The 26,135-nt window shown below is 27.7% G+C and carries 25 protein-coding genes and 1 pseudogene; 19 read left to right on the top strand and 7 right to left on the bottom strand.

Annotated elements, in window-relative coordinates:
* Positions 1-86 precede the first annotated feature (86 nt).
* The 12 genes from RSF37_RS10875 to RSF37_RS10820 all read left to right on the top strand — a co-directional run bounded on the left by RSF37_RS10875 (position 87) and on the right by RSF37_RS10820 (position 12,543).
* Complete coding sequence (locus RSF37_RS10875) at positions 87-1,910, top strand: glycoside hydrolase family 10 protein (RefSeq protein WP_332564422.1); 1,824 nt, start codon at positions 87-89, stop codon at positions 1,908-1,910.
* 241 nt (positions 1,911-2,151) lie between these two features.
* Positions 2,152-2,835: a YitT family protein gene (locus RSF37_RS10870; protein WP_332564421.1), complete on the top strand. Its 684-nt coding sequence runs from the start codon at positions 2,152-2,154 to the stop codon at positions 2,833-2,835.
* Between the two features lie 141 nt (positions 2,836-2,976).
* Entirely contained in the window at positions 2,977-4,011 is a 1,035-nt protein-coding gene (locus tag RSF37_RS10865) for a hypothetical protein (RefSeq protein ID WP_332564420.1), read from the top strand.
* Positions 4,012-4,016: 5 nt separating this feature from the next.
* Complete coding sequence (locus RSF37_RS10860) at positions 4,017-4,229, top strand: hypothetical protein (RefSeq protein ID WP_332564419.1); 213 nt, start codon at positions 4,017-4,019, stop codon at positions 4,227-4,229.
* Between the two features lie 36 nt (positions 4,230-4,265).
* Positions 4,266-4,391, top strand: coding sequence for a hypothetical protein (locus tag RSF37_RS10855; protein WP_332564418.1), 126 nt, complete (start codon positions 4,266-4,268; stop codon positions 4,389-4,391).
* 198 nt (positions 4,392-4,589) lie between these two features.
* The gene (locus RSF37_RS10850; RefSeq protein ID WP_332564417.1) at positions 4,590-6,008 is read left to right on the top strand and encodes a hypothetical protein; all 1,419 of its coding nucleotides are present in this window, start codon (positions 4,590-4,592) and stop codon (positions 6,006-6,008) included.
* Between the two features lie 14 nt (positions 6,009-6,022).
* Complete coding sequence (locus RSF37_RS10845; RefSeq protein ID WP_332564416.1) at positions 6,023-6,721, top strand: hypothetical protein; 699 nt, start codon at positions 6,023-6,025, stop codon at positions 6,719-6,721.
* A 14-nt stretch (positions 6,722-6,735) separates the two neighbouring features.
* Complete coding sequence (locus RSF37_RS10840) at positions 6,736-9,879, top strand: hypothetical protein (RefSeq protein ID WP_332564415.1); 3,144 nt, start codon at positions 6,736-6,738, stop codon at positions 9,877-9,879.
* A gap of 289 nt (positions 9,880-10,168) precedes the next feature.
* Positions 10,169-10,891 (top strand): M48 family metallopeptidase, encoded by a 723-nt coding sequence (locus tag RSF37_RS10835; protein WP_332564414.1) that lies wholly within the window; start codon positions 10,169-10,171, stop codon positions 10,889-10,891.
* A gap of 113 nt (positions 10,892-11,004) precedes the next feature.
* The gene (locus RSF37_RS10830; protein WP_332564413.1) at positions 11,005-11,145 is read left to right on the top strand and encodes a hypothetical protein; all 141 of its coding nucleotides are present in this window, start codon (positions 11,005-11,007) and stop codon (positions 11,143-11,145) included.
* Positions 11,146-11,340: 195 nt separating this feature from the next.
* Entirely contained in the window at positions 11,341-11,877 is a 537-nt protein-coding gene (locus RSF37_RS10825; protein ID WP_332564412.1) for a tetratricopeptide repeat protein, read from the top strand.
* A 267-nt stretch (positions 11,878-12,144) separates the two neighbouring features.
* On the top strand, positions 12,145-12,543 hold the full coding sequence (locus RSF37_RS10820; protein WP_332564411.1) for a DUF5684 domain-containing protein: 399 nt from the start codon (positions 12,145-12,147) through the stop codon (positions 12,541-12,543).
* Positions 12,544-12,611: 68 nt separating this feature from the next.
* Here RSF37_RS10820 and RSF37_RS10815 read toward each other — a convergent pair whose 3' ends face one another.
* Positions 12,612-13,175 carry a DUF4352 domain-containing protein gene (locus RSF37_RS10815; RefSeq protein WP_332564410.1) on the bottom strand — a complete coding sequence of 188 codons (564 nt, stop codon included), beginning with the start codon at positions 13,173-13,175 and terminating at the stop codon, positions 12,612-12,614.
* Positions 13,176-13,387: 212 nt separating this feature from the next.
* Between RSF37_RS10815 and RSF37_RS10810 the strand changes: the two genes are divergently transcribed.
* From RSF37_RS10810 to brnQ, 3 genes are all read left to right on the top strand, one after another.
* Positions 13,388-13,903, top strand: a complete 516-nt coding sequence (locus tag RSF37_RS10810) for a hypothetical protein (RefSeq protein WP_332564409.1) — start codon at positions 13,388-13,390, stop codon at positions 13,901-13,903.
* Between the two features lie 128 nt (positions 13,904-14,031).
* The gene (locus tag RSF37_RS10805) at positions 14,032-14,217 is read left to right on the top strand and encodes a hypothetical protein (protein ID WP_332564408.1); all 186 of its coding nucleotides are present in this window, start codon (positions 14,032-14,034) and stop codon (positions 14,215-14,217) included.
* Between the two features lie 274 nt (positions 14,218-14,491).
* Entirely contained in the window at positions 14,492-15,784 is a 1,293-nt protein-coding gene (brnQ, locus tag RSF37_RS10800; protein ID WP_332564407.1) for a branched-chain amino acid transport system II carrier protein, read from the top strand.
* 288 nt (positions 15,785-16,072) lie between these two features.
* On the opposite strand, the gene RSF37_RS10795 is transcribed toward brnQ, so the two are convergent.
* The 6 genes and pseudogenes from RSF37_RS10795 to RSF37_RS10775 all read right to left on the bottom strand — a co-directional run bounded on the left by RSF37_RS10795 (position 16,073) and on the right by RSF37_RS10775 (position 21,766).
* Positions 16,073-16,543: a hypothetical protein gene (locus RSF37_RS10795; protein ID WP_332564406.1), complete on the bottom strand. Its 471-nt coding sequence runs from the start codon at positions 16,541-16,543 to the stop codon at positions 16,073-16,075.
* 225 nt (positions 16,544-16,768) lie between these two features.
* A pseudogene (locus RSF37_RS14795) lies at positions 16,769-16,870 on the bottom strand (transposase-like zinc-binding domain-containing protein); the annotation flags it as partial.
* Between the two features lie 169 nt (positions 16,871-17,039).
* Entirely contained in the window at positions 17,040-18,056 is a 1,017-nt protein-coding gene (locus RSF37_RS10790) for a LacI family DNA-binding transcriptional regulator (RefSeq protein ID WP_332564405.1), read from the bottom strand.
* Between the two features lie 14 nt (positions 18,057-18,070).
* On the bottom strand, positions 18,071-19,564 hold the full coding sequence (galT, locus tag RSF37_RS10785; protein WP_332564404.1) for a UDP-glucose--hexose-1-phosphate uridylyltransferase: 1,494 nt from the start codon (positions 19,562-19,564) through the stop codon (positions 18,071-18,073).
* A 21-nt stretch (positions 19,565-19,585) separates the two neighbouring features.
* A complete protein-coding gene (galE, locus tag RSF37_RS10780) occupies positions 19,586-20,575 on the bottom strand; it encodes a UDP-glucose 4-epimerase GalE (RefSeq protein WP_332564403.1) in 990 nt (329 codons plus the stop codon).
* Positions 20,576-20,587: 12 nt separating this feature from the next.
* Positions 20,588-21,766, bottom strand: coding sequence for a galactokinase (locus RSF37_RS10775; protein WP_332564402.1), 1,179 nt, complete (start codon positions 21,764-21,766; stop codon positions 20,588-20,590).
* Positions 21,767-22,029: 263 nt separating this feature from the next.
* Here RSF37_RS10775 and RSF37_RS10770 point away from each other — a divergent pair, with 263 nt between their 5' ends.
* From RSF37_RS10770 to RSF37_RS10755, 4 genes are all read left to right on the top strand, one after another.
* The gene (locus tag RSF37_RS10770; protein WP_332564401.1) at positions 22,030-23,073 is read left to right on the top strand and encodes a galactose ABC transporter substrate-binding protein; all 1,044 of its coding nucleotides are present in this window, start codon (positions 22,030-22,032) and stop codon (positions 23,071-23,073) included.
* 107 nt (positions 23,074-23,180) lie between these two features.
* Positions 23,181-24,680: a galactose/methyl galactoside ABC transporter ATP-binding protein MglA gene (mglA, locus tag RSF37_RS10765; protein WP_332564400.1), complete on the top strand. Its 1,500-nt coding sequence runs from the start codon at positions 23,181-23,183 to the stop codon at positions 24,678-24,680.
* 16 nt (positions 24,681-24,696) lie between these two features.
* Complete coding sequence (mglC, locus tag RSF37_RS10760) at positions 24,697-25,719, top strand: galactose/methyl galactoside ABC transporter permease MglC (protein ID WP_332564399.1); 1,023 nt, start codon at positions 24,697-24,699, stop codon at positions 25,717-25,719.
* A gap of 17 nt (positions 25,720-25,736) precedes the next feature.
* The gene (locus RSF37_RS10755) at positions 25,737-25,937 is read left to right on the top strand and encodes a hypothetical protein (RefSeq protein ID WP_332564398.1); all 201 of its coding nucleotides are present in this window, start codon (positions 25,737-25,739) and stop codon (positions 25,935-25,937) included.
* Positions 25,938-26,135 lie beyond the last annotated feature (198 nt).

The raw sequence follows: 26,135 nt of genomic DNA, 5'->3' as shown, positions 1-26,135 counted from the left end.
CCATAAATTTTATTATGAATTTTGATAGTTATAATTTTTAAGCATCTCCTTTTTTAAATTTTAGTAAATGATTTTGGGGGGATATTATGATTAGAAAGAAAATAGTATTAATTTCAACAATAATAACTACAACTTTATTAGTACCTAGCTTACATGTATTTGCTAAAAATATAGAAGAAGCACCACTTTATAAATATGGAACTAATGACCCAATTTTATTACATGAAAAACAAGTAACAGTACCAACACAGTTTAAAGATATAAAGGAAGACTTTAGAGCTACATGGGTTTCAACTGTATTTAATATAGACTTTCCTAGAGTATCAAGTGAAAAAGAATTTAGAGATCAATTTACTAAGGTTGTAAATACATCTAAAGAAATGGGGTTAAATGCTGTTATATTTCAAGTAAGACCAATGTTAGATGCATGGTATAATTCATCAATAAATCCATCTTCAGAGTATATTGATGGTACACAAGGTGGAAGTCTAAGTTTTGATCCATTAAAAATTGCTACTGAAATAGCACATAAGGAAGGATTAGAATTGCATGCCTGGTTTAATCCATATAGAGTTACAAACACAACTACTGATTATAGGAAAAAAGAAGATAAGTTAAATGGATTAGATAATATGAATTTTGCTAAAAAGAATCCAGAACTAGTTTATGAATTTGCAAATAAATTATATTTAGATCCAGGCAGACCAGAAGTTCTTCAGCATATTTTAGATACAGTTAGCGAGGTATTGGATAATTATGATATAGACGCAGTACATTTTGATGATTATTTTTATCCGTATAAGACAAGCTTCAAAAAGGTACTAGGATATGATGGTAATGGTAAACCTATAGTTGATACAGTAAATACAACAATGTCTATGAGAGAAAGTGATGCAGATTTTGAAACATTTGAAAATTATAATAGAGGTTTTGATGATATTCATAAATGGAGAGAAGATAATATAAATAGACTTGTCTTAGAGGTTAAAGAACTTATAACATTAAAGAATAAGGAATCAAAGAATAGTGTTCAATTTGGAATCAGTCCTTTTGGAATATGGGGACACGCAGAGGAAATAGAAGGGGGTTCTCATACACCAACTACTTCAACAGCTAGTATTAATGATTATGTAAATACTAAAAAATGGGTTAAAGACGAAACTGTAGATTATTTGATACCTCAAATATATTGGCAATTTAATCAACCAGCTGCACCTTATGCAGAATTAGTAGACTGGTGGAATGAACAGTTTGATGGAATAGAGAAATCACAGCTATATGTGGGACATCCAAATTATAAGATTATAGAGAATTCAGCAATAGACTTTAATAATACAGATGAAATACCAAGTCAGTTAAGATTCAACCAAAAGTATAGTAATGTAAAAGGAAGTGCATTCTTCTCTTACAATAAAATTGCTGTTTTAAATAAAGAAAAAAGTTTTAATAAGTATAGTGCAATAGATACAAGATTTAATTTTTATAATGTTAACAGTGAAAATACTGTATCTGTTGATAGAAATGAAGTTAATAGAAAAACTGTTGAAAAGATAAAAGAATATTATATAAATAGTTCAAAGACGCCAGCTAAACCATGGCTAGATCAGGTAAAAACGTCATCTGTAAAAGGTTTAAATGGTAAAAACAATAGAGAAAAGATAACTTTAAGATGGAATGATAAAAATACTGATACTAGATTTTATCAAATATATAGAGTTGAAGGTAAGCATAAACAAATAGATAAAGAAAATTCAAGTAATATAATTGCTAGATTTGGTAAAGAAAAAGGTGATGAATATATTGATACTAATATAGACACAAGTAAAACTTATACTTACGGAGTTACTGTTATAGATAAGGCTGGAAATGAGTCTGAAATTAATGTGTTTACGGTAAACGGAAGAAAATAAGTGTAAATAGAGAGTTTAAAAGTAAATACTTTTAAACTCTCTATTTTTACTTTGGTCTATAGTGAGTTCAGAGGAAATCATATGAGACTTGAGGAGATTTGATATTAAATGAGGAGTAGAGAGGGCATTTTGATTAGTGATGGAATAATCAGAAATTTGAATGAATAGGCTGTTTGATAGAAAATATCAAAAATATTATAATAAAAGAAAGGGTTTTATAAAGATTTAGGAGAGTGATATTTTGGTATCGTCGAGAAAGAACCTGAGAAGCGCACTTCTTATAATAGTCGGCTCAGGTATATTAGCCTTTGGAAGTTACAACTTTAATTATCAAAATGGAGTAACAGAAGGAGGAGTTTTAGGATTATTGCTTTTATTTAAAAATGTTTTTGATATTTCACCATCAATAACAAATGTCCTAATAGATTTTACCTTATTTGCACTAGGTGCAAGATTTTTTGGTAAAAGATTCTTAGTGTGTTCTATATTTGCAACAATTTCCTTTTCAATTTCATATAGTATTTTTGAAGGAATTGGATTTATAGTGCCGGATCTAACAAACCACATGCTACTTGCAAGTATATTTGCAGGGATATTTGTTGGGGTTGGAGTTGGAATGGTCCTTCGTGGAGGGGGAGCATCTGGTGGAGATGATGTTATAGCATTAGTAGGAGCGAAATTCTCAAAACTTAAAGTCAATCACGTATACTTCTTAACAGATGCAATAGTACTTGTTATGTCATTAGTATACTTAGAATTTCATCAAATCATATTCTCAATATTTGCAGTAACTATAAGTGGTAAACTTATAAGTGTTATTTATGAATATAACAATAACTCATTAGAGAATAATGATGATGAAGAAAATAATATTGATGAAATCCCTGATAAAGTTTGCGAGAAGAGAAAGTCTGTTACAGCATAACTTTAAAATTAAAATATAAACTTAATAGAAGTTTCAAGTTCACAGTTATAAACCTCTGTGGGCTTTTTTATTTTTGGTCTATATTAGTACTCTAATTAATAAAAATATAGTGAATAGAAAAACAGTTAGGGTGAGAGGATTATGAATAATAAAACGAGAACCTTTCTAGATTTTTTAATTAGAAGAAAAAGATCATTAATAGTATTTATAGTAGTTAATATAATAGTATTTCTAATTGGTTGCAATTGTAGCATATTCTTTAGAAATGGAATATATATAAGTAGTGGTACAGAAATAATAACAATGGTTTTTATTGTTTTTTCAATTATTTCAATTATTTATTTTGTTTTTTATGACTACTTGAAGAAGCGAACTTACTATATTTTAAGAGCAAAATATATTTTTGTAAGTGCAGACTTTGCAGTATTTCTTTATTATTACAATACAAATGAGGATTATATAATAGAATCAATAGAGAAAAGTCCGAGCTTTATACCAAAGAGTACATTTGCATTTATTCTTTACTTTGGAATATTTATAATATTGAACTTAGTTATAATAACAATATTGACTAATAGTGTTAAAAAACTTAGTATAAGTAAAAATAATTTGGAGGTTGAATTTGAAAAAGACATAGTATCAGGGCTTACTTATATAACTGATACTTTAAATATTGTGTATGAGAATAATGTGAATATGTATCAAAATTTAGATGAGATAGTAAGTAGTACTTTTAGTGATATAACTATTAGAAGTGAAGTTGATATAAATATATTTTTTGAATTTTACAAAGGAATAATATATTATTTGTTTGAGAATACTGGAGTTTGTGTAAATGTAAGAATTGAATATAGAAGAAATATAGAAGGATTAAAAACTATAATTGATGATATTGATGCAACTGCTCTTTCAAAAAGTAATATTTTTGATGATATTTCAAATGAGAGAATAGTTCAGTATGAGGAATATATTTTTATACCTGTATCAATGAAGTTAATTGATACAAATGTTGTTATAATACTTAATTTTAATAATAGCGATGAAAGCTTAAGCTCACTTGGGAATATAGTATTTTCACTGATGTTATTTGGAGAAGATTCAATAAAGACTTATTTACTTGAAAAGGAGCTTGAAAGACTGAATGAAGAGCTTGAATTTAATGAAGGGAATGATTAGATAGTATGGCAAAAATGAAAATAAATCTTGGGGTAAAATATAATAATTTAGTTGCAGTTGATAACGAAAATGTTATCGATATAGAGAAAAATGATAACTTGCTAATAAGGACAACTATTATGAATGTTCTAAAAAGAGGGAAAAAGAAAGAAACAGTAAATAATAATGATATTTATGACAAAATAAAGAGTCAAATTAAAAGTTCATACGTAAAATAATAATGTGGATATATTTTTTAGGATGGTGTTTTACGTATGCTTAAAATTAAAGTTTTAAATAAGGAATATGATGAATTCATATATGTTAAAACAAAACCTCTTATTTTAGATTTGATAAAGGATTGTATAAATGGTAAGCATAAAAAGAGTAAAAAAGAATAAGAAAGTGTAAGAGCACTATAATGTTCATAACAAGTAGCTAAGCTAAATGTGGACAAGATAGTGCTCTTATTTTAATTTTAAATAATAAGAATTTAGGATGCTTATTATATATTAATTAATAAAGTGTTAAAAAAGAATAATTTACAACAATAAATAATAATAATACAGTAATATAAAAAATTTTAGGAGGGGTAGAATTTGAGCGGTATTTTAGAACTATTTGGTTCATTTACAGGTCAAGGTATGTTAGGTTTTATTGTTATAGCAATTATAGTTGGTATTTTAGGGTACGGAATATTTATGAGTATTAAACTAAAAAAGGGGTATAGCGACCTAATATATGAATTCCAAAATGGAGATATAATAAATGGCGAAAGTGGAGAAAAAGAATTTGATGATAAATCACTTAAAGATGCAGTAATAGAATTTAAAAAAAGTGCCAGCAAAGGAACAGAAAATATAAATACAGAGGTACTAATTGCAAAGCACGTTAGAAAGAGTGTATCAGTAAATGAAAGAATATTAAATTTACTTCCATCACTTGCAATAGCACTAGGACTTCTTGGTACATTTTTAGGACTTACTCTTGCAATTCATGGAGCAAATGGAGTGCTAGAATCAGGGGTTAAGACTATGGACATATTCCTTAAAAATATGGTACTTCCACTTCAAGGTATGGCAAGTGCGTTTTGGACTAGTATATTTGGTGTAATAACATCAATAGTATTAAATGTAATAATACAAGAAGCAAAGAGAGAAAAGGAAGCATTTTATGATGATTTTGAAGATTATTTAGATAATCTTTTATATAGTGAATATGCATTTAGTTTTACAACTCAGTTTGAAAGATTTAATGATACAATTTCAACATCTATGATTAATTTAGCAAAAGATATGAGGTCTCTGTTTAAAGAAGGAATAGATGAGCTTGTATCAAATATAAATAAAAACACATTAGATATGACAGAGTCAGCAAAAGTACTTGCAGATTATACTAAAGATTTACAGCTTGTAATAGGATCATTAAATAAGTCAGTAGATAACTTTAAAGAACCAATAGACAGCTTTAAAGGTGCAATTGATGAATTTGAAATTACAACTGAGAAGTTAGAATTTGTAATGAATACATCAGTAAATAAGCTTTCAGATAAAATTGATATATTATCAGATGTATTAAACAATTTAGATAGCAGTATTGACAGTCAAAAAGAATCTATAAAGCTTATGAATGATGAAGTTAGAGGATATAGAGAAGGATTGGAAATTGGATATAAAGAGCTTATAAGAAGCTCAGAAAGCATAGAGGTTGTAATTAAAGAAAGTAATAATAGAGTATCAGAACAAGTTAAAAGTTTGAAAGAAGGATACGAAGGATTTGAAGATGGAATAAATGACTTTGTATCAAATGTTGAAAGTTTAAGAGAGGGTATTGGAGAGGTTATATTAAAAGTTTTAAAAGAAGAACTTAATAATATATCAGAAGAGATGGCAAGTAAACTTAATTCATCACTTAAAGGAATAGAAGAAGCAACAGAAAGCTTAAGCTATAATACAAGAACTGTTGGCGAGCTTGTACGTGCAACAAATGAGTTAATTATTGCAGCTGATGAAGAGTAAGGGGGAAGTTTTATATGAAACTTAGAAGTAGAAGATATAGAACTAGAGAAGAGGGTGCTTCTTACTGGCCTTCCTTTGTTGATATAATGACTGCTGCAACTTTAATATTCTTCTTTATTATGCTTATATCAATGGCTGTATCATCACAGTTTGTTGATAATATTTCAGAAAAGCGAGAGAAGATATATAACGCAATTCAAAGTAATTTAGATGCTAATAATGTTGATGAAAATATTATGCATTTTGATAGGAATGAAGGAAAAATTGTAGTTAGTACAGAAACATTTTTTGATACAGACAAGTGGGTGCTTAAAGGAGATGGAAAAGAACTTGCAAGTCAGCTTAATAATATATTTTATGCATTATTAAGTGAAGAAGAAATAAGAGATGAAATTGAATATATTGAAGTTGTTGGACATACTGATTATGCAGGAGACACTATTTCAAATAGAAAATTATCAACAGAGAGAGCTATGAGCTTTTTAAATGCTATGGTACCAAAAGATAGTAAGCTTGAAAATAGTTATGGTGGAAAGTTTAAATCATCTGGAATGTCTGAATTTGAAACTAATAAAGATAAGAAGGATAGAGATAGAGAAGAGTATACAAAGGTCGATATAGAGAATGCAAGAGATCAAAGAAAGATAGAAATAAAGATGATATTTTCTAATAAAGATTTAGAGGAAGCTATTAGATCAAGGCTTAATGATTAAAGGAGGGAGGGAAGTTGAGAAGTTTACTTGGAGAGAATTATTCAATATATTCTGTAGACAATAATTGTTTCTCAAAAAGAGATTTGGATTATAAAGAGACAACATCTTTAAAAGATATAAATATAAAGTATAAAAGGACAGTTGGACTTCATAAGAAATTTGAAATTAGGTATGAAAGTGAAGGAACTCTTTATAACATAAAGACGATATTTGTTAGGCATAAGGAGTTTATAAAGTATGATATAGAAAACAATATAAGTGAAAATAAAATTAATATTAGAATTGATATCCCTAAAAATCTGCCAAGAGAATTTAGTTTCAAAGAAAATCTTTTAATATATACAGACTTTGACCTTAGAGAATTTTCTTTTTATGTAGAATGTGAAGATTCAAGAACAGTAAGACCAGTTATATCAATTTTAGAAGAATTATATTTAGGAAAAAGCGAAGAAGTATTAGTAAAAAGGATAGAAAATTTAAAAAATGTTGATGACATATTAGAAGTTACAGATAGAGGAAGAAAAATATTAGATTTTGACTTATCAATAAGAAGTTATATGAGAATAGTAAAAAGATGTATTGAGGTTGATAGTAAAAATATAAAAACTGCATTGTTCTGTGAAAAGCTAATAAAAGAAAGAGCTATATTAATAAAAGCATTTATTGATCCTATTAAAGAAATGTATAAGAAAGGTATAGTAACTAAAAATACAAGTGAAGTAATTGATTTTTTAAGAGTTTCAAGGTCAAGAGATAAGGAGTTAAATAGAATTTTAATTAAGCCAAAAATAAAGCTTAGAATAATAGATAAAGAATTCAAAGATGAGTTTATTGAGGCATATAATAATACATCTCATAAAAGTTATTTTGATAAGCTTATAAATACTATTTTAGACTGTGACAATGTTAAGTATGATGATAACCTCATTAAAATAATATTTGATTTTTATAAGAGAAACAACGATGTTAAATCCTTAGTTAAAGTATTAAGAGAACTTAGGAAAAAAGACATTGATTTTTTAAAGTATGGGATAACAATAAAGGATAGGAATCTTTTAGTTAAAGCTTATAAGAAAAATATTTTAATCGACTTCAAAGAACTTATTGATTATTCAGAAGAATATTACAAGAAAAGTCTTTATATAAGAAAGGCATTTATTGATTTATTTGAAGATGAATTACTAAGTGGTAAGGAGAAAACTAGAGATTATTTATATTCAAACCATCAAGATGTAATAAAATATTTATCTAATTATAGCAAAATTATTTATAGTGCTTATATATTTAAAATATTAAATTCAGCAGGTTATGATAACCAAAATAAAATAGTAGTACTTGAAAACTATTTAAATAATGTAAAGGGAACTTTAGAACTTCCAAAGCAGGGGCAGATTTTAGAGAGAATAATAAATTATTATATTAAAGTTAGCAATGAAAATAAGTATATGGAATATATTAAATATTATTTTAAAAATATTGCCTTTGGAGATAGTGGAAATATATTTAAAAATATAATAAAGAAAAATGGAAGAGATGAGGCTTTCTTATATGCTTTTCTAATAAGAAATGGACTTTCACTAGTTGAATTATTTAAAGATAGAGATTATGAGTACGAAATATTAATGAGTATAAACAAAGGAATTTTAAGAAATAGAAGTTATGAGTTATTAAAGATAACTATAGAAAAATATGGGGAAATGCAAGAAAAAAGCTTACTTGCAAAAGAAAAAAGAAATGATTTAATTACAAAATCAAGTGAAAGCATTAATGCAATAAAAGCACTTGTAATAAACTCAGCAAATATAAGCTATGATAATTACAATAAAGGAATAATATCAGTATTCAATGGGTTATCAAATAAAGAACAAAAAGATATGTATAAGATTCTTATAAAAAGAAAAGATCTTCCAATGGACTTTAGAGAAAAGAATTATGGATTATTAGAGAATTCTTATAATAAAGAATTTATTATAAATGAATTCTTAAATAACGGTTGGCAAAGTTATTTAAGCAAAGAACTTGCATTAAAAGCATTTTTTGAAGATGATAATAAATTTTTAGAAATAGTATCTATAGGGAGAAATAACGATAAAATTAAGAAAATAATACTAAACAAACTATCTAAAAAGTTCTTAAATAGCAAAGAATACGTAAAGCAGGTTATACTAGCAGTTAAAGAGAAGGACAGAGAGTTAAAATTCATTTTAGAATGTGTAAATGAGTATTTTAAATACAAAGATGACATAGAAAAAAGATGTATATTTGAGAGGTTTAAAATCTGTGATAGAGAATATGGCGAAATTTGTGATAAGGTTAGGATTAAGGAAATATTTACTAAAGAGGAGCGCTCTGGATATCTTTTTAAGAATGAAGGAGTAAGAACAGTACTAAAAAAATATATGGATGAGAATAAAATTAAATATGATGAAATAAGCTCTAAAATATTAATTGTAGAAGAAGCTATGGAAGATAATAAAGATAGAAAAACTACACTTGATGACGTATTAAATTTAGTTAAAATTCAGCAAGGATTAATATTAAATGGTGGAATGACATTGATATTTGGAAAAGATGATATTAAGTATATTAATGATACTATTTTTATTAAAAATGTAGAAAAACTAGTTAAGTATGAAGATAAAATATTACTTTATAAAGATGAGTATAAGTATAATGAAAATATTAAACAGTTCTTATTAGAAGATGATAAAATATTTGTAACTGAAAAACTAATAGTAACTATTATTAGAAGTTTTTTAAATGATATAGAAGTTTTAGATAATTCTATTAAAGAAAAACTAATAGAAAAGGTTTATAAAAATAATAGTATAGAAACTTATGGTCAATTAAAGGATACAATAAATGCGATAATAAGTAAGAGGGATATACTAGAAGGTGAATTTAAAGAATATAAGTATAGCAAATATTTAGAAGATTTTTATTTATTAAGTGATGACTTTAAAGATAAGGTTGTATGCTTAATTATTAAGAAGAGGGATACTAGGAAATGCCCAAAAGATATAATAATTAATTATACTTTTAATAAAAGGGGAGATAAATCAAACTTTAATAAGTATATGACTTATTTACTAGAATGTTTTAATGAACATTATTTTGATTTAGATACTTTTGAATTAAGAGAAGTTTATAAGAGATAATCAAAATAATTTTATACAGTTCTTCCTAAATGCTAATAAGAGATGTAATTACAGCAATTTAGAAGTGTTTTTAGAAGCAACTAGCTTGGATATAATAGATGATAAGAAGTATCTTAAGAGTAAGCTTGCATAGATTATAAGTTAATTCCCCAAGGTATAAACCTTGGGGAATATAGATAACATTTACTTAACATAGTATAATATAGGTATAACTTAAAGTTATGATAGTATTCGTAATTGTAGTTGACATGGTTAGGTTCCACAGTAAAAATTAATTTAGGAGAAATAAATGAAGGAAATAATTATTAACTATAATGGAGAACAAATTAAAATTATTCTTATAAGGAAAAAAGTTAAAAACATAAATCTAAGAATAAAAAATAGTGGTGAAGTTATAGTTACAGCAAATGATAGAATTAGTGAAGAACGGATTATTAATTTCATAAATAGTAAACTAGTATTTATAAAGAAGCATTTAGATAAATTTAAAAATATAAGAGAACAATTAGTAGAAGAACATATTAAAAATGATAAAAATCATATAAAATATTTAGGTAAAATTTATAATGTTGAGTTTATAACAAAGAAAAGCAAAGCTTGTGATTATAAAATTTTTGAAGATATTATTTATATACCTATTAAAGATATAAATAATGATGAAGAGAAGGAAAAGGCTATAAATAAATGGTACAGCAGTAGATGTGTTGAAATTTTTACTAAGGCGTATAATGAGGTACATAAATTATTTGCAAATTATAATATTCCATTTGTAGAAATTAAAGTTAGAAAAATGAAAAGTAGATGGGGCTCATGCATGCCAATTAAAAAAAGGGTAACTTTAAATAGTGAACTTATAAAAACACCATATGAATGTATAGAATTTGTTATAGCACATGAATTAGCTCATTTAGTGGAGCCAAACCATAGCAGGAAGTTTTATAACGTTTTAAGTTCTGTTATGCTAGATTGGAAAGATAGAAAAAGTATTATAGACAAAGTTTATTTAACGTAATAGGCTTTGTCTATTTTTATGAAGTAATATTTACAATTTATTATCAAAATAGATATATTTATGAGAGATAATAGAATTAAAATATAATACATAAAGAAGGATGGTTTCATAAAATGGAAGAAAAAACAGATGATATTAGAAGAGTAAGAAGAACAGAAAGAAAACATAGAGGAAATAAATTTCCACAAACATTACTAACAATATGCATTGCAGCAGTAATAATAGTTTCTACATATGGTTGGTTAAAAGCTTAAAATTATATTAAAATTGTTATAGAAATTAATATAAGGTTAAGATGGTAAAAACTAATATTAATATCTTTATTACTAGAAAATGATAACTATTTCTTATGTGGAAATTTTGTGTTAATAGATAGATTATTCCATGTTTTAGTCTCAAAAACATATATAATAAAAGTATAGAATTTATGAGATTAAGAGGTGAAACAAATGAAGAAAATAAATAAGTCGTTATTAGCAATTATATCAATCCTAATCTTTTCATTTGCTTTGTTTGGATGTGACAATAAAATGGTCACAAAATCATTAGGTGAAGCAAAAACAGATATTAATGAAGGTGATTATGATAAAGCACAAGATGCGCTTCAAAATGTTTTAGATCAAGATAGCACTAATAAAGAAGCATTAAATTTATCTGATATAATAAGTGGATATTTAGGTGCTGTGGATCATTTTAATGATAGAGAATATGATGAAGCACAAAAGGAAATAGATAAATTACCTAAAAATTATATTGATTATGGTATTAAAGACAATGTAGAAAATTTGAAAAATGAAATAGTTTTCCAAAAATCAAAAACAAAGGCTGTAGATGGATTTATAGCAACAGCTCAAAACTTAGTAAATGATAAAAAGTACAAAGAAGCTGAAGCAGAGATAAAGAAAATAGATGTTAATTCTCCATCAAAAGCACAAAAAGAGAAGATAGATAAATTGAATAAAATCATAAGTAATAGCAAAAAATAAGGATACAATATAAATAAAATTTAATATATATTTAAATAAACCAATTAAAACACAGTGAGAGAGAGTTAATAGATTTAACCATTTAAGTGGATGAAAGAATATTTTAATATATTCTCAACATACTTACAAAAATGACTAAATGTACTGATTCTCTTTTCTGTATTTAATAAAGTTTAGTATTACAACTAACTTAGATAAATGTATAAATTAGTTGTATTACAAACAAACTAAATATATGACTTAAAAAAATATAGGAGGTAATTTATTATGGAGTATTTTGATGCATCATGGGTAGCGGGGACATTTTTTACAACAACATCTTTGATTATAGGATTATTACTTTATGTAATTTCAGCATATCCACTTTATGTAATGGCTCGTAAAGCTGATATGAAAAATCCAGGATTTATGTTTATACCAATATTAAATACAATTAAGCTTTATAATTTAGCAAATATGTCAGGTTGGTTTTTCCTACTTACTTTTATACCTATAATAGGATGGATTGTTCCAATTGTAGTATTATATAAGGTATTTGATAATTTTGACTTTAGTTTAATTGGAATTATTTTTGGAATTATTTTCTCAGTAATAGCATTTTGGTATATAGCACTTAGCTCAAAGAAGAGATATGTAGCTCAATTAGATTCAAAATATAGAGCATAACTAAAATAAGGAATATACATACATGGCAAAGAGGTAGCAAAGCATGTATGATATATTCCTTAAATTTTTTAATTAAGTTTTACAAAAGCTGTATCACTACTAAATATATTCGATGTGAACCCAAGTATGAGTTCTGAAGTATCTTTTTTTTGTTCAAATATTATATCACCTGAAATTTTCTCTCCAGGAGATAATTTTCCGTTTGCAAGTGCACTTGAATTAGAACCCTTTATTTTGCGGTAAGTTTTAATGATGTCATCTTTACCCGTTAAAGTAAAGTCAAAAGGATTATAGGAAACTATAGATTTACCGACATTCTCTATAGAAACATTAATAACTATAAATTCACAGTTTTCACTTGGCTTATCTAAAAGAAATCCATTAGATTTAGTTACACTATTAACGATTAGTTTTGCATCTCTTGATTTTGCTTCATCACCTACTGAATATTTTATATTATTTTTTAAACAGTCGTCTAATTCATTAATTGAAGCTACACTATTTAAAGAATCATAAGCAGAAACAGTTTCGTGAGGCGCAAAAAAAATAGAGCTTACTCTTATTAAAATAAAACTAACGAATAAAAATGCAATCCAATTTATCTTTGAATATTTTTCATAACTATTATACATAATGTATCCCCCTTTAAATAAGCAAAATAAATAGCCTATTAAATATATATAATATTTTTATGTAAAATATCCTTTATAATGAAAATTACTTTAAAATAAAAAATAAATATAAAAGATGTTATGAATTTATAAGCAAAATATTAAATAAATGATATAAGCAGTATTTTCCTTTTTCTATATGATAAACTAATTAAAAAAGGAGATGGGAAGATATGAATTTTGAAATTAATGAATTGATAAAATCAATAATAATACAAAATGAAGTAATTGATAAAAGTGAAAAAGAAGAGCTTTGTAATAAGGTTAAGTATAATGAAGTAAGAAGTATTGAAGCTGTTAAAATAATTGATGGAGCTTTGAATTATGGAACAGTTTTAACTGAGGAAGTACTTTCAACATTACCTAAATATGATTGTACAAAATTAAATACCTCTTTATATCTTATTCTTAAATATTATAAGAAAATGGACTGTGAAACATTTTTTGATTCATTAGATTTAATGATAAATATTAATGTGGATTCTATAAAAGGCGGATTAATAGAAGCGGACAAAGATGCTCCATTAACAGCATTAATTGATGTTTTAGAAGACTATGTTTTTGGCTCAAGTCCTGAAGATGCTAACATTGACCTATCAGATGATGAAATTGAACTTTATAAGGTTAATGTAGATTATGGAAAAGTAATGATACGACAATCAAAGCGAGATTTTCTTAATATATATTAAAACTACATATTATTCTTCTGTTAAATTTTTGGATTATTTGTTATAATAATTAATATGATATTAAATATTATGAATATAATAATTAATATCCATAATACCTCATAGGGGCAATGGAGGATGAACAGAAGATGAATATGAAGAAAAAAAAGATAATAATGTTTTTGATTATTGGAACATTAGTTGCAGGTGCTTTTTATGGGTGTGCAGCTAAGAAAGAGTCTAATGGTTCCATCGAGAAATTTGATTCAAAAGGAGAGTCTCACAATAATAAAGATATAATTGATGAGATCAATACTCAGAGTGAATCTAAATAATGAAAAATTTTTCATAAAATTATGGATGTATCCATAAGATACCGTAATTAAAGTTATGTTTAAACTTAATTACGGTATCTTTTTTTGTATAAAAATTTATAATTTGTAAAAATAAATAATGAATAACATTAAAAAAATATTTACAAATTATTTTCAAATGTGATAGAATAGGACAAACATATATAAGTAGTAAAGTAGGAATGTAGGATAACGAATAATATTTTATCGTTATAGTAAAGAAAGAAATTACAGAGTAGTACAGGAGGTAAAGAATATGAAGAAAAAAAATGATTTTATTTTAGTGGGATTTACGTTATTTGCAATATTCTTTGGAGCCGGCAATCTAATATTTCCACCGGAAATTGGATTCAATTCAGGAAGCGAATGGTTTTTAGCCATTATAGGATTTTTCTTATCAGGAATTGGACTTCCACTTTTAGGGATATTAGCACTTAATAAAGCGGGTTCTTTAGAAAAGTTTGGTGAGAAGATAGGGTCAAAGTTCACTAATATTTATACAGCACTAATTTTAATATGTATAGGACCTATAGTTGCTATACCAAGAACAGGGGCAAGCACATATGAAATGGGTATATTACCTAATTTTGAAAATCCAATAAACCCAGTAATATTTTCAATAATATTTTTCGGGATAACATTGGTATTAACTTTAAAGCCAACAAAAATAGTTAGTTATGTTGGAAAAGTTTTAACACCAATTATTTTAGTTATACTTGGAATACTTATAGTTAAAGGGGTATTTTTCACTGAGCATATGTTTAGAGAAAGTACAGTAAGCAATTTTAGCTACGGATTTATAAATGGATACCAACCGATGGATGCTTTAGGGGCACCAATTACAGCGGTAATAGTTATTTCATCAATAATAGCAATGGGATATACAAAAGATGAAGAAAAGAAGGCATTATTAAAGAAGGCAAGTATTGTGTCAAGTATAGGATTTGTTATTGTTTATGGGGGACTATTATACCTTGGAGCGGCACTTGGAGGATACTTTGAAGTTGGCATAAGTCAAACTGCATTAACTATAGGAATTGCAGATTTAGTACTTGGAAGCTTTGGTAAAATAGCATTAGGAGTTGCAATTGCGGCTGCATGTCTTACAACATCAATAGGACTTACAGCTATGGTTTCAGATTTCTTTTCTAAGTTACTTAAAATAAGATACGAATTCATTGCAGCATTTATATGTATAGTGTCAGCAGTAATATCAAACACTGGAATAGAGAGTATTATTTCTTTAGCTGTTCCAATATTAATGATTTTCTACCCAATCCAAATAATATTGATTTTATTTAATGTTATTGGGGTTAAGAGTAAGGTAACTTTCAAAGTTACAGTTTACACAACATTAGTTATTTCAGCATTAGAAGTTATACATGCACAATTTAATGTTACAGCATTAGATGGCTTATTTAAGGTAATACCACTTAGTGGTGAAGGATTTGCTTGGGTTATTCCAGCGTTACTTGCAATTGTAGTCTCAATGATTATAAATGTTGTTAGTAAAGAAAAAGAGGAAAGTACAGTTAATGTGTTAGAATAATTAGGTTATATATGTTATTTAGATGAGCTCTTAGAGATAAGGGCTCATTTTTTTATATTGACTATATAGGTGGGGTGACGTGAAAAAATACTATAATGCAATGTTACACTTGATTATTGGTATGTGAATTTTAAAAAAGTAGAAAAATGATGAAAAAATAAATAATATAGATAAAAAACTAGAAAAATGTAATTTGCAAAATGAATAAAAAATACATAATTATTAATACAATAAAGCTTGTACATATTTTTAATAACAAGAGAAGGGAAAAATTAATTTATAAAAAATTTAAGAGCAAAAGATAGCATTAATAATATTAGATGTCATAACTTTATTCTTAAAAGAGTCTTCGAAAACATGTACGAACCAATCTAAATATGAATCTAAATATTTAGTTGCAACACCTCTGAAAATACTAAGCCACGATGCCAGTAGTGAAGAGAAAGCATATAAAAGATCTTTTATATTTATTTTTCTTAAAGGAGTACATTCTTTAAAGCGCTTTAATTCTTTATTTAATCTTCGTGCAATTGCAGGGGCGTATCTATCATAGAAACCTATAATATTAGAGTTGAATTTAACCTTTTTCTTTAATATATCATAAGAGATCTGCTGAAATAGAATACCTTTAGATACTATTTTAGAAGAAGACATAAATTTTTCATTAACTGTAATAGAAATAAAAACATTTTTACGAGGTTCTTTTATAAAGGATACAGGTGGAACTTTCTGTCCTTTGAAACTCTCACGAAATTTCATATGTTTTAGCCCTATATAATTATAAAGAAAAATTTTGTCATTGCAGTAGGGAAGCTTATTTAATATTTTATGCCTCCATTTAAATGATGTACTAAGGCTAATATGTAATTTTGAAGCACAAGCACGGATACTATTTCCAGAAAACATAAGGAAGCAGTAGTTATACCAGGTATCTGAAGGCTTTTTAGAATTGTACCATACAGAATTTGTACAGTCAGAGAATGTCTTTTTGCAGCTTTTGCACTGATAACGTTGGATGTTTTTATAACGGCCATATTTAATAAAAGCTTCACTTGAGCAAAATGGGCATTGTTTATGATTATTCATATATATTCACCTCATTAGATTATAGACAAAAATAGTGAGGTTTAAACTACCAACAAACAAGTATAACATTGCAATAAGATGATTTTTTCTAAGAAAATAACAATAATTAAAGAAAAAGAGTTATGCAAAAAGAAAAGATTCTCTAACATAACTCTTTTTTATATACAAATTACAGTTTACAAACAGTTTCACGTTTGATTATATGATTATTCAAAATTATACGCTTACTAAACTCATTATTGCACTTAATTTTCTCAAGTAAAAGCATAGAAGCATTACTACCAAGCAAAGCCATATTTTGATCAACTGTAGTAAGTTTCGGTTCAATTAATCTACTTAATAAGATGTTATCATATCCAATTACAGATAAATCTTTAGGAACATTTAAGTTCAATTTCTTGCAAGCATTAATTACACCAAGTGCCATAAGATCATTGCAAGCAAAGACAGCAGTTATATCCTTTCGGGATGATAAAATATCAATTAAAACTTCCGTTGTGTTATCTACAGTATCAGTATGATTTCCCTTACCAATATTAACAATGTTAGATAAAGAAAAATTATCTATTGATTTCATAAATTCAATATAAGCTTCTTCCTTAATATCATAAGAATAGCTATTCTCACCTCTAACAAATAAAATATTTTTATGATTATTTTCTAATAAATAATTAAGAGAAAGTAATGCACCACAAGCTTCATCATTAGAAACAGAAGAAATATTTTGAACATTATTGGAGCCATTTACAAAAGTAAGTGGTATTTTCATAGATATATTACTATAAAATTCTGACTTAACATTTTCAGTGCTCGGACCTACAATTATAATTCCAGAAACATTTCTAGAAATTAAATTTTGAACAGAATGAATTTCCTCATCTTTATCATTATTAGCGCAACATAGAATCATAGAGTATCCACGTGTTTTTAAATAATTTTCAATAGAATTCACAACGTCTGTGAAGAACATATTATTTATACTTGGAACAACAACACCTATAGTAGTGCTTTTTTGCTTAGTAAACTCCTTAGCCTGCATACTAGGAATGAAATTTAGTTCTTTTATTGCAGCTAGAACTCTAGCTTTTGTTTCAGCTTTTACTGGATAGTTGCCATTCATTACTCTAGATACAGTAGCCACTGACACTTCAGCTTTTCTAGCAACATCTACTATAGTTATTTTCATATTAATAATCCACCTTATAATAAATTTATAAACTTATCAAAAGCATTCTCTCCTGTGATATTACGTTTAAATACACCAGAGTGAGATAAAACTTCTGAAAATTTAAGACCTACTTCATCTCTTAATATATCATCAATAGAATTATCAGTAAACGTACTATATTTATTTTTTAAATAGCAATACCAATCGGCATGTTTACTTATAGTTTCATTACTAGAAATATCACTAACATTACTTAAAAGATTTTCCTTAATCAATTGAAGTTCATCTTTTAATCTAGCAGGTAAAACTGCAAGCCCCATAACTTCGATTAGACCTATATTTTCTTTCTTTATATGATGAACTTCATTGTGAGGATGGAATATTCCAAGGGGATACTCATCCGTAGTTCTATTATTTCTTAAAACTAAATCAACCTCATAATTATTATTTCTAAATCTTGCAATTGGAGTTATAGTATTATGTGGTTCTGAATTAGAAAAACTCAAAATATCAACAGTTGGATCACTATAATTTCTCCATTCCGTTAATATATGATCACACAAATCAATAACTCTATCTTTAGAAGATCCGGAAACTCTTATAACTGACATAGGCCATTTAACACGTCCAACAGTAATGTCTTCGAAAGATTTAATAGGAAAAGTTTTTTCAATGGGAGCTTTATCCATAGCAAAAGTATAATTACCACCTTGATAATGATCATGAGATAAAATTGATCCTCCAACTATAGGCAAATCAGCATTAGAACCAGCAAAATAATGTGGAATTATATCAACAAAATCCAATAAATTTTTAAAAGTATCTTTTGAAATTTTCATTGGAGAATGCTCACCATTTAAAACAATACAATGCTCATTATAATAAGTATAAGGAGAGTATTGTAAAAACCAAGAGGCTTTATTAAGTGTTAATGGAATTATTCTGTGAGTCTCCCTTGCTGGATGATTTAAGTTGCCATAAAAACCTTCGTTCTCCTTACATAAAAGACACTTAGGATAAGAAGTGGATTTTAAAGACTTAGATTTAATAATATCTTTAGGATCTTTTTCAGGTTTTGAAAGATTTATAGTTATATCTAAATCACCATATTCAGTAGAAGTTTTCCACACTATATTTTTATCAATTCTATCTTTTCTAATATAATTAGAAGCTATACTAAGGTTATAGTAATAATCAGTTGCATCTTTTTTAGAAACAGAATATTTTTCATTAAAATTACTTATAACTTCAGAAGGTCTTGGCATAACACAATTCATAATCTTTGTATCAAACAAATCTCTTTGAGTTATAGTATTTTCTATAATATTTTCAGAAACTGCATAATCTAAAATATTATTAAGGATAGAAGAAGGTTCTACAAGATCTTCCTCTATATCTTCTTTATGAAATTCAGATAGATTAAGAGTTCCTAAAAGCATATTTGTTGAATATATAGCATCTAATTCTGTTATAAGACATTTATTAAGTGCGAAATTTATAAGTCTATTTATCTCATGATTTATCATAAATGTTCCTCCTTAAAAGTATTAATCTTCGAAACCATTAGGATGACTTTTATGCCAATTCCAAGCAGTTTTAATTATATTTTCAATATTTGTATATTTAGGTGTCCACTTAAGTAATTTTTTAGCTTTTAAACTAGATGCAATAAGTGAAGCTGGATCTCCAGCACGTCTAGAATCAATAACTACTGGTATATTAAAATTAGTAACAACTTTTGATGCTTCTATAATTTCTTTTACAGAAAATCCTGTTCCATTTCCTAAATTAAATATTGTACTTTCATTACCAGACTTTAAGTAATTTAAAGCTTTTATATGGGCATCTGCTAAGTCAATTACATGAATATAATCTCTAATACAAGTTCCATCTTGTGTTTCATAATCATCCCCATAAACACTAATTGATTTGCGCTTATTAAGTGGAACTCTGAGAACAAGTGGAATTAAATGAGTTTCAGTTAAATGATCTTCACCTAAAGTACCATCTTCTAAAGCACCAGCTACATTAAAGTATCTAAGAGATACATAATTTATACCGTAAGCTAGATTAAACCACTTCATCATCTTTTCCATCATAAGCTTAGATTCGCCATAAGGATTTGTTGGATTAGTTTCGGAATCCTCAGTTATAGGTACTTCTTTAGGTTCTCCGTATACAGCAGCAGTAGAGGAGAAGACTATATTTTTCACATCATGTTTCACCATTGTTTGAAGTAATACTTGCATTCCATATACATTATTATCAAAATAAATTATAGGATTTAGCATACTTTCACCAACTAAAGAATTAGCAGCAAAGTGAATTACAGAATCAATATTATTTTCAGAGAATACTTTATTTAAGAAATCTTTATCTCTAATATCACCTTCATAAAACTTAGCATCCTTATTAACTGCAGCTCTATGACCAGTTTGTAGATTATCAACAATAATAATATCCTCAGTTTCTTTCATAAGCTCATGAACAGTGTGAGATCCAATATAACCTGCACCACCACATACTAAAATAGACATTTAAATACCTCCTTAAAAAATTTTCTTTGCGCCATCTGAAATATTTGCAATATAGAAGCTTGGCTCATATCCTATAACTTCGTAGTATAAATCTCTAACGTTAGAAGTGAATGCTTCAACGAAATCTTCTTTTACAATACTAACAGTACATCCACCAAAGCCAGCGCCAGTCATACGAGATCCAATGACACCATTTTGTTTAAGTGCTACATCAACTAAAGTATCAAGTTCAATCCCAGTAACTTCATAGTCATCTCTTAAAGAATTATGAGATGCGATCATAAGGTTACCAAACAATTCTAAGTCGTTATTTTTTAAAGCTTCAACAGCGTTAAGAGTTCTTTCATTTTCATATATTGCATGCTTAGCTCTCTTTTTATTTGTTTCATCAACAATGAATTTTGATAATTCATTAAACTTTTCAGTATTAAGCTGACAAAGGTTTGATATATTAACATGTTCTTTTAAATTTTCTAAAGCACTTTCACACTGGCTTCTTCTTTCGTTATATTTTGAATCAGCAAGTCCACGTTTTTTATTAGTATTAGCTATTACAATTTTATATCCGTCCATATTTATTTCATTATATTTATATTCTAGTGAGTCGCAATTTAAAAGTATTGCATTGTTTTCTTTTCCCATACCAACTGCAAATTGATCCATTATTCCGCAGTTTACACCAATGAATTTATTTTCTGCTTCTTGAGACATTTTAACTATTTCAATCATGTCAATATTAAAGTTAAATGTATCATTTAAAATTACACCAGTTAAAACTTCAAGAGAAGCAGAAGATGATAAACCAGCTCCATTTGGAATGTTACCAAAAATTAAAATATCAAAACCATGAGTTATATTGTAGCCATGATTTTCAAACATTTTCATAACGCCTTTAGGATAGTTTGTCCAATCATCCTTTTTATCATAAACAAGATTATCCAAAGAGAATTCTATAGTAGATAGTTCTTTAAAGTTTAATGAGTAAAGACGAACTTTATTGTCATCTCTTTTCTTTACAATTCCATAAGTACCAAAAGATAATGCACAAGGAAATACGTTTCCACCATTATAATCAGTATGCTCTCCAATTAAGTTAACACGTCCAGGAGAAAAGAATCCGTTGTCTGGAGATGCTCCAAAAATTTCAATAAAGTCACTTTTTAATGAATTAATAATATTTTGATTTGTCATAAAGATACCCCCTCATAATTTCCATAAAATATATATTATTATACTTTTATAGTAACCGATTACTATAAGCGTGTAAAGGGTTTATTTTGTCGATTTAATAGAAAAATAGAAAACGCTTTCTATAAAAATATATTTTTAAAAGACAGTAGAATTTCGATATAAATGTGAAGAATTTTGTATGGAGAAAACAGGAAAATATTTCTATAATGAAAACGTAATCAAAATTAATTTATTAAAAATTTTAATTGTATGGAGGGAATAAGATGATAAAAGTTAAAAAGGTACTAGCTATGGCAATGGCAACATTAATGATAGGTGGAGCATTAGTTGGATGTGGAAGTTCAGGAGACAAAAAAGAGGGTGGAGATTCAGGTAAGCCTGTAAAAATAGGAGTTTGTTTATACAAATTCGATGATACTTATATATCAACAGTTCGTCAAAGTTTAGAAAAGATACAGAAGGATAATGAAGGAAAAGTTGAATTCACTTTCTATGATGGTAAAGGTGACCAAGCTACACAAAATGATAGTATCGATACTTTATTAGAAAAAGAAACTGATCTTCTAATGGTAAATTTAGTTGATACAGGAGCAGCACCAACTGTTATTAAGAAAGTTCAGGATGCTGAAGTTCCGGTAGTTTTATTCAATAGAGAGCCAGCTACTGATGCAATAAAGGCTTATGATAAGGCAATGTTCGTTGGAACAAATGCTAAAGAAGCTGGAGTATTACAAGGTAAGATTTTATCTGATGCATGGAAAGCAAATAAGGAATTAGATAAAAATGGTGATGGAGTAATGCAATATGTAATGCTTAAAGGTGAGCCAGATAATCCAGAGGCAATAGCAAGAACTGAATTCTCAGTATCTACTATTGAAGAAGCTGGAATCAAAACTAAAGAATTAGCTAATCAAGTATGTAACTGGGATCAAGGCTTAGCTCAAAATGCTATGGAAGCTTGGTTTGCAAGATATGGAAAAGATATTGAAGTTGTAATAGCAAATAATGATGGAATGGCTCAAGGTGCCGTTACTGCATTACAAGCACAAGGTTATAACAATGGAGATGAAAAGAAAACAATTCCTGTAGTTGGAGTTGATGCTACATCTGCAGCTCAAGATCTTATATCAAAAGGATTTATGACAGGTTCTGTATTACAAGATGCACCTGCAATGGCAGAAGCACTTTACAAATGTGGTATGAATTTAGCAAATGGTAAGAGCGGTATCGATGGAACTGACTACAAGTTTGACGATTCAGGCGTTGCAGTTCGTATACCATACCAAGAATATACTAATAAAAAATAAGTAATTAAGTAATAGTTGAATTTATAAATGATTGCACTGCATTAAATATATTAAATTAATGCGGTGCAATTTAAAAAATAAGCAGAAAAGTGGTGAAAAGAAGAGTTATGGAAAATTCAAAATATGTATTAGAGATGACTAACATAAGTAAAAGCTTTCCAGGGGTAAAAGCTTTAGATAGTGTACAACTTAAAGTAAAGCCTGGTAGTGTACATGCTCTAATGGGTGAAAACGGAGCTGGAAAATCAACATTAATGAAATGTTTATTTGGAGTTTATATAGAAGATGAAGGGGAAATCCTTATTAATGGAAAAGCATGCAAATTCTCAAATCCAAAACAGGCAATGGAGAATGGTGTATCTATGGTACATCAAGAATTAAACCAAGTATTACAAAGAGATGTAATGGATAATATATGGCTTGGAAGATATCCGAGTAAAAGAGGAATTATAAGTCAGAAAACAATGTTCGAAGAGACTAAAAAAATCTTTGATGAATTAGAGATAGATGTAAATCCAAAGATAAAGATGTCTAAATTATCTGTTTCTGAAAGACAGATGGTTGAAATTGCAAAGGCAGCATCATATAACGCTAAAATATTAGTGCTTGATGAACCTACATCATCACTTACTCAAGAGGAAGTTAACCACCTTTTCAAAATTATAAACAAGCTAAAAGATAGAGGCTGTGGAATTGTGTATATTTCTCATAAGATGGAGGAAATTCTTCAAATATCAGATGATGTAACTATAATGCGTGATGGAAAATGGATTGATACTATTAGTGCAAAAAATTTAACTACTGATAAAATTATTAAACTTATGGTTGGTCGTGATCTGAATAACCGTTTCCCTCCAAAAACCAATAAACCAGGGGAGGTTATTTTGGAAGTTAATAACCTTACAGGAGCATATCAACCATCAGTTAAGAATGCTTCATTTGAACTTAGAAAGGGAGAGATTCTTGGTGTTGCTGGACTTGTAGGATCAAAGAGAACAGAACTTTTAGAAACGATCTTTGGTATTGCAAAGCAAAGTGAGGGAGAAATAAAGCTTCATGGAAAACTTATCAATAATAGGGATTCTAGAAGTGCAATTAAAAATGGATTTGCTTTATTAACTGAGGAACGTAGATCAACAGGGATTTTTGGTGGACTTGATATCAAGTTTAATACGACAATTGCAAATATAGATTCTTATAGCAAGCATGTAGCTCTTGATAATAAAAAAATGGTAGAGGATACTGAGTGGGTAATTAAAAGTATGAGAGTTAAAACCCCATCTCAAAAAGCTCAAATTAAAAATTTATCTGGTGGTAATCAGCAAAAAGTAATTATAGGAAGATGGCTTCTTACTAAACCTGAAATATTATTACTTGATGAGCCAACTAGAGGAATTGATGTTGGAGCAAAGTATGAAATTTATCAATTGATTATAGACTTAGCTAATAAGGAAAAAGGAGTAATTGTTGTTTCTTCTGAAATGCCTGAGTTACTTGGAATTTGCGATAGGATTCTTGTAATGTCAAACGGTAAAATAGCGGGAATTGACGATACGAAGAACCTTAATCAAGAAAAGATAATGGAATTAGCTGCTAAATATATTTAGAATTGGGGTGTAACATATGGAAAATACAAAAATTAATAAACAGAAATTAACGACTTTTTTAGTAAATTACGCATTATATATAGTGCTTGCAATGATGATTGTGTTCTTTGTTATAAAGGAGCCATCATTCTTATCATTTAAAAATTTAACAAACATATTAAGCCAAGCATCAACTCGTGGAATTTTAGCACTTGGAGTTGCTGGACTTATAGTACTTCAAGGTACTGACTTATCAGCTGGACGTATATTAGGATTTACAGCTATAGTATCAGCATCACTTTTACAATCTACAACATATGTAGCAAGAATGTATCCTGACTTAGAGGCGTTACCATTAATAGTGCCACTAATTGCTGCAATGTTAATTGGAGGATTGTTTGGAGCCGTAAATGGGTTTGGTGTCGCCAAACTTAAAGTTCATGCTTTTATAATAACGCTAGGTACTCAACTTATAGCATATGGTGCATCATGTTTATACATTGATAGACCACCACTAGGAGCTCAACCTGTAGCTAACTTAGATGAAAGATATACAAAGCTTGTAACAGGAAATCTAAAACTTGGTCCAATAGAAATACCTTATTTAATTTTTTATCTAGCAATTATAGCTTTAATTATGTGGTTTATTTGGAACAAAACAAAACTTGGAAAGAACATGTTTGCAATTGGTGGAAATCCAGAAGCGGCAGCTGTATCAGGTGTTAATTTAGCTAGAAATATTATGATAATATTCATTATTTCAGGTATATTATACGGAGTTGCAGGATTCTTAGAAGCTGCAAGAGCAGGATCCACAACAACAAGTACAGGATTCAACTATGAGCTTGATGCTATATCAGCTTGTGTAGTTGGAGGAGTATCATTCACGGGTGGAGTTGGTACAATACCTGGTGTATTAATAGGTACAGTCCTTCTTCAAGTTATCAATTATGGATTAAACTTTATAGGTGTAAATGCATACTGGCAATTTATAATAAGAGGATTAATTATAATAGTTGCTGTTTCACTTGATGTTAGAAAATATCTTGCTAAGAAATAGGTAGAGGGGATAGTAGTATGAGTAATGAAAATATAAATATTAATGAAAGCAGTTTGAATTTGGAAAATACTACAGAGAATGTTGCTAAGGAGACTAAGAAAAATTTTAGGGATTGTATATATGGAAATATAGATGTTTCATTAGAAAGTATGGATAAGTTTATTATTGGAATTGTATCTCTATTAGTTATATCAATTTTCATAGGGATAGTAGTTTAGATTTAATTACTTATTAAGAGGGTACCGATTTTGTGTTGGTGCCCTCTTTTTTGTATGGGAGGTAGTGGGGTATGATTGTTATAAAAACTTTCTTATTGCAATGTTCTAATTAGTTGTTGTTTAGGTTGTACTAGTAGAACAATAATAAAGTCAAATTACATAGAAGTTAGTCGAAAGAAATAGGTAAATATATATTTA

Source organism: Clostridium sp. (assembly GCF_036643715.1).
GTDB lineage: Bacteria > Bacillota > Clostridia > Clostridiales > Clostridiaceae > Clostridium.
This window is presented reverse-complemented; position numbering and strand designations above follow the sequence as displayed.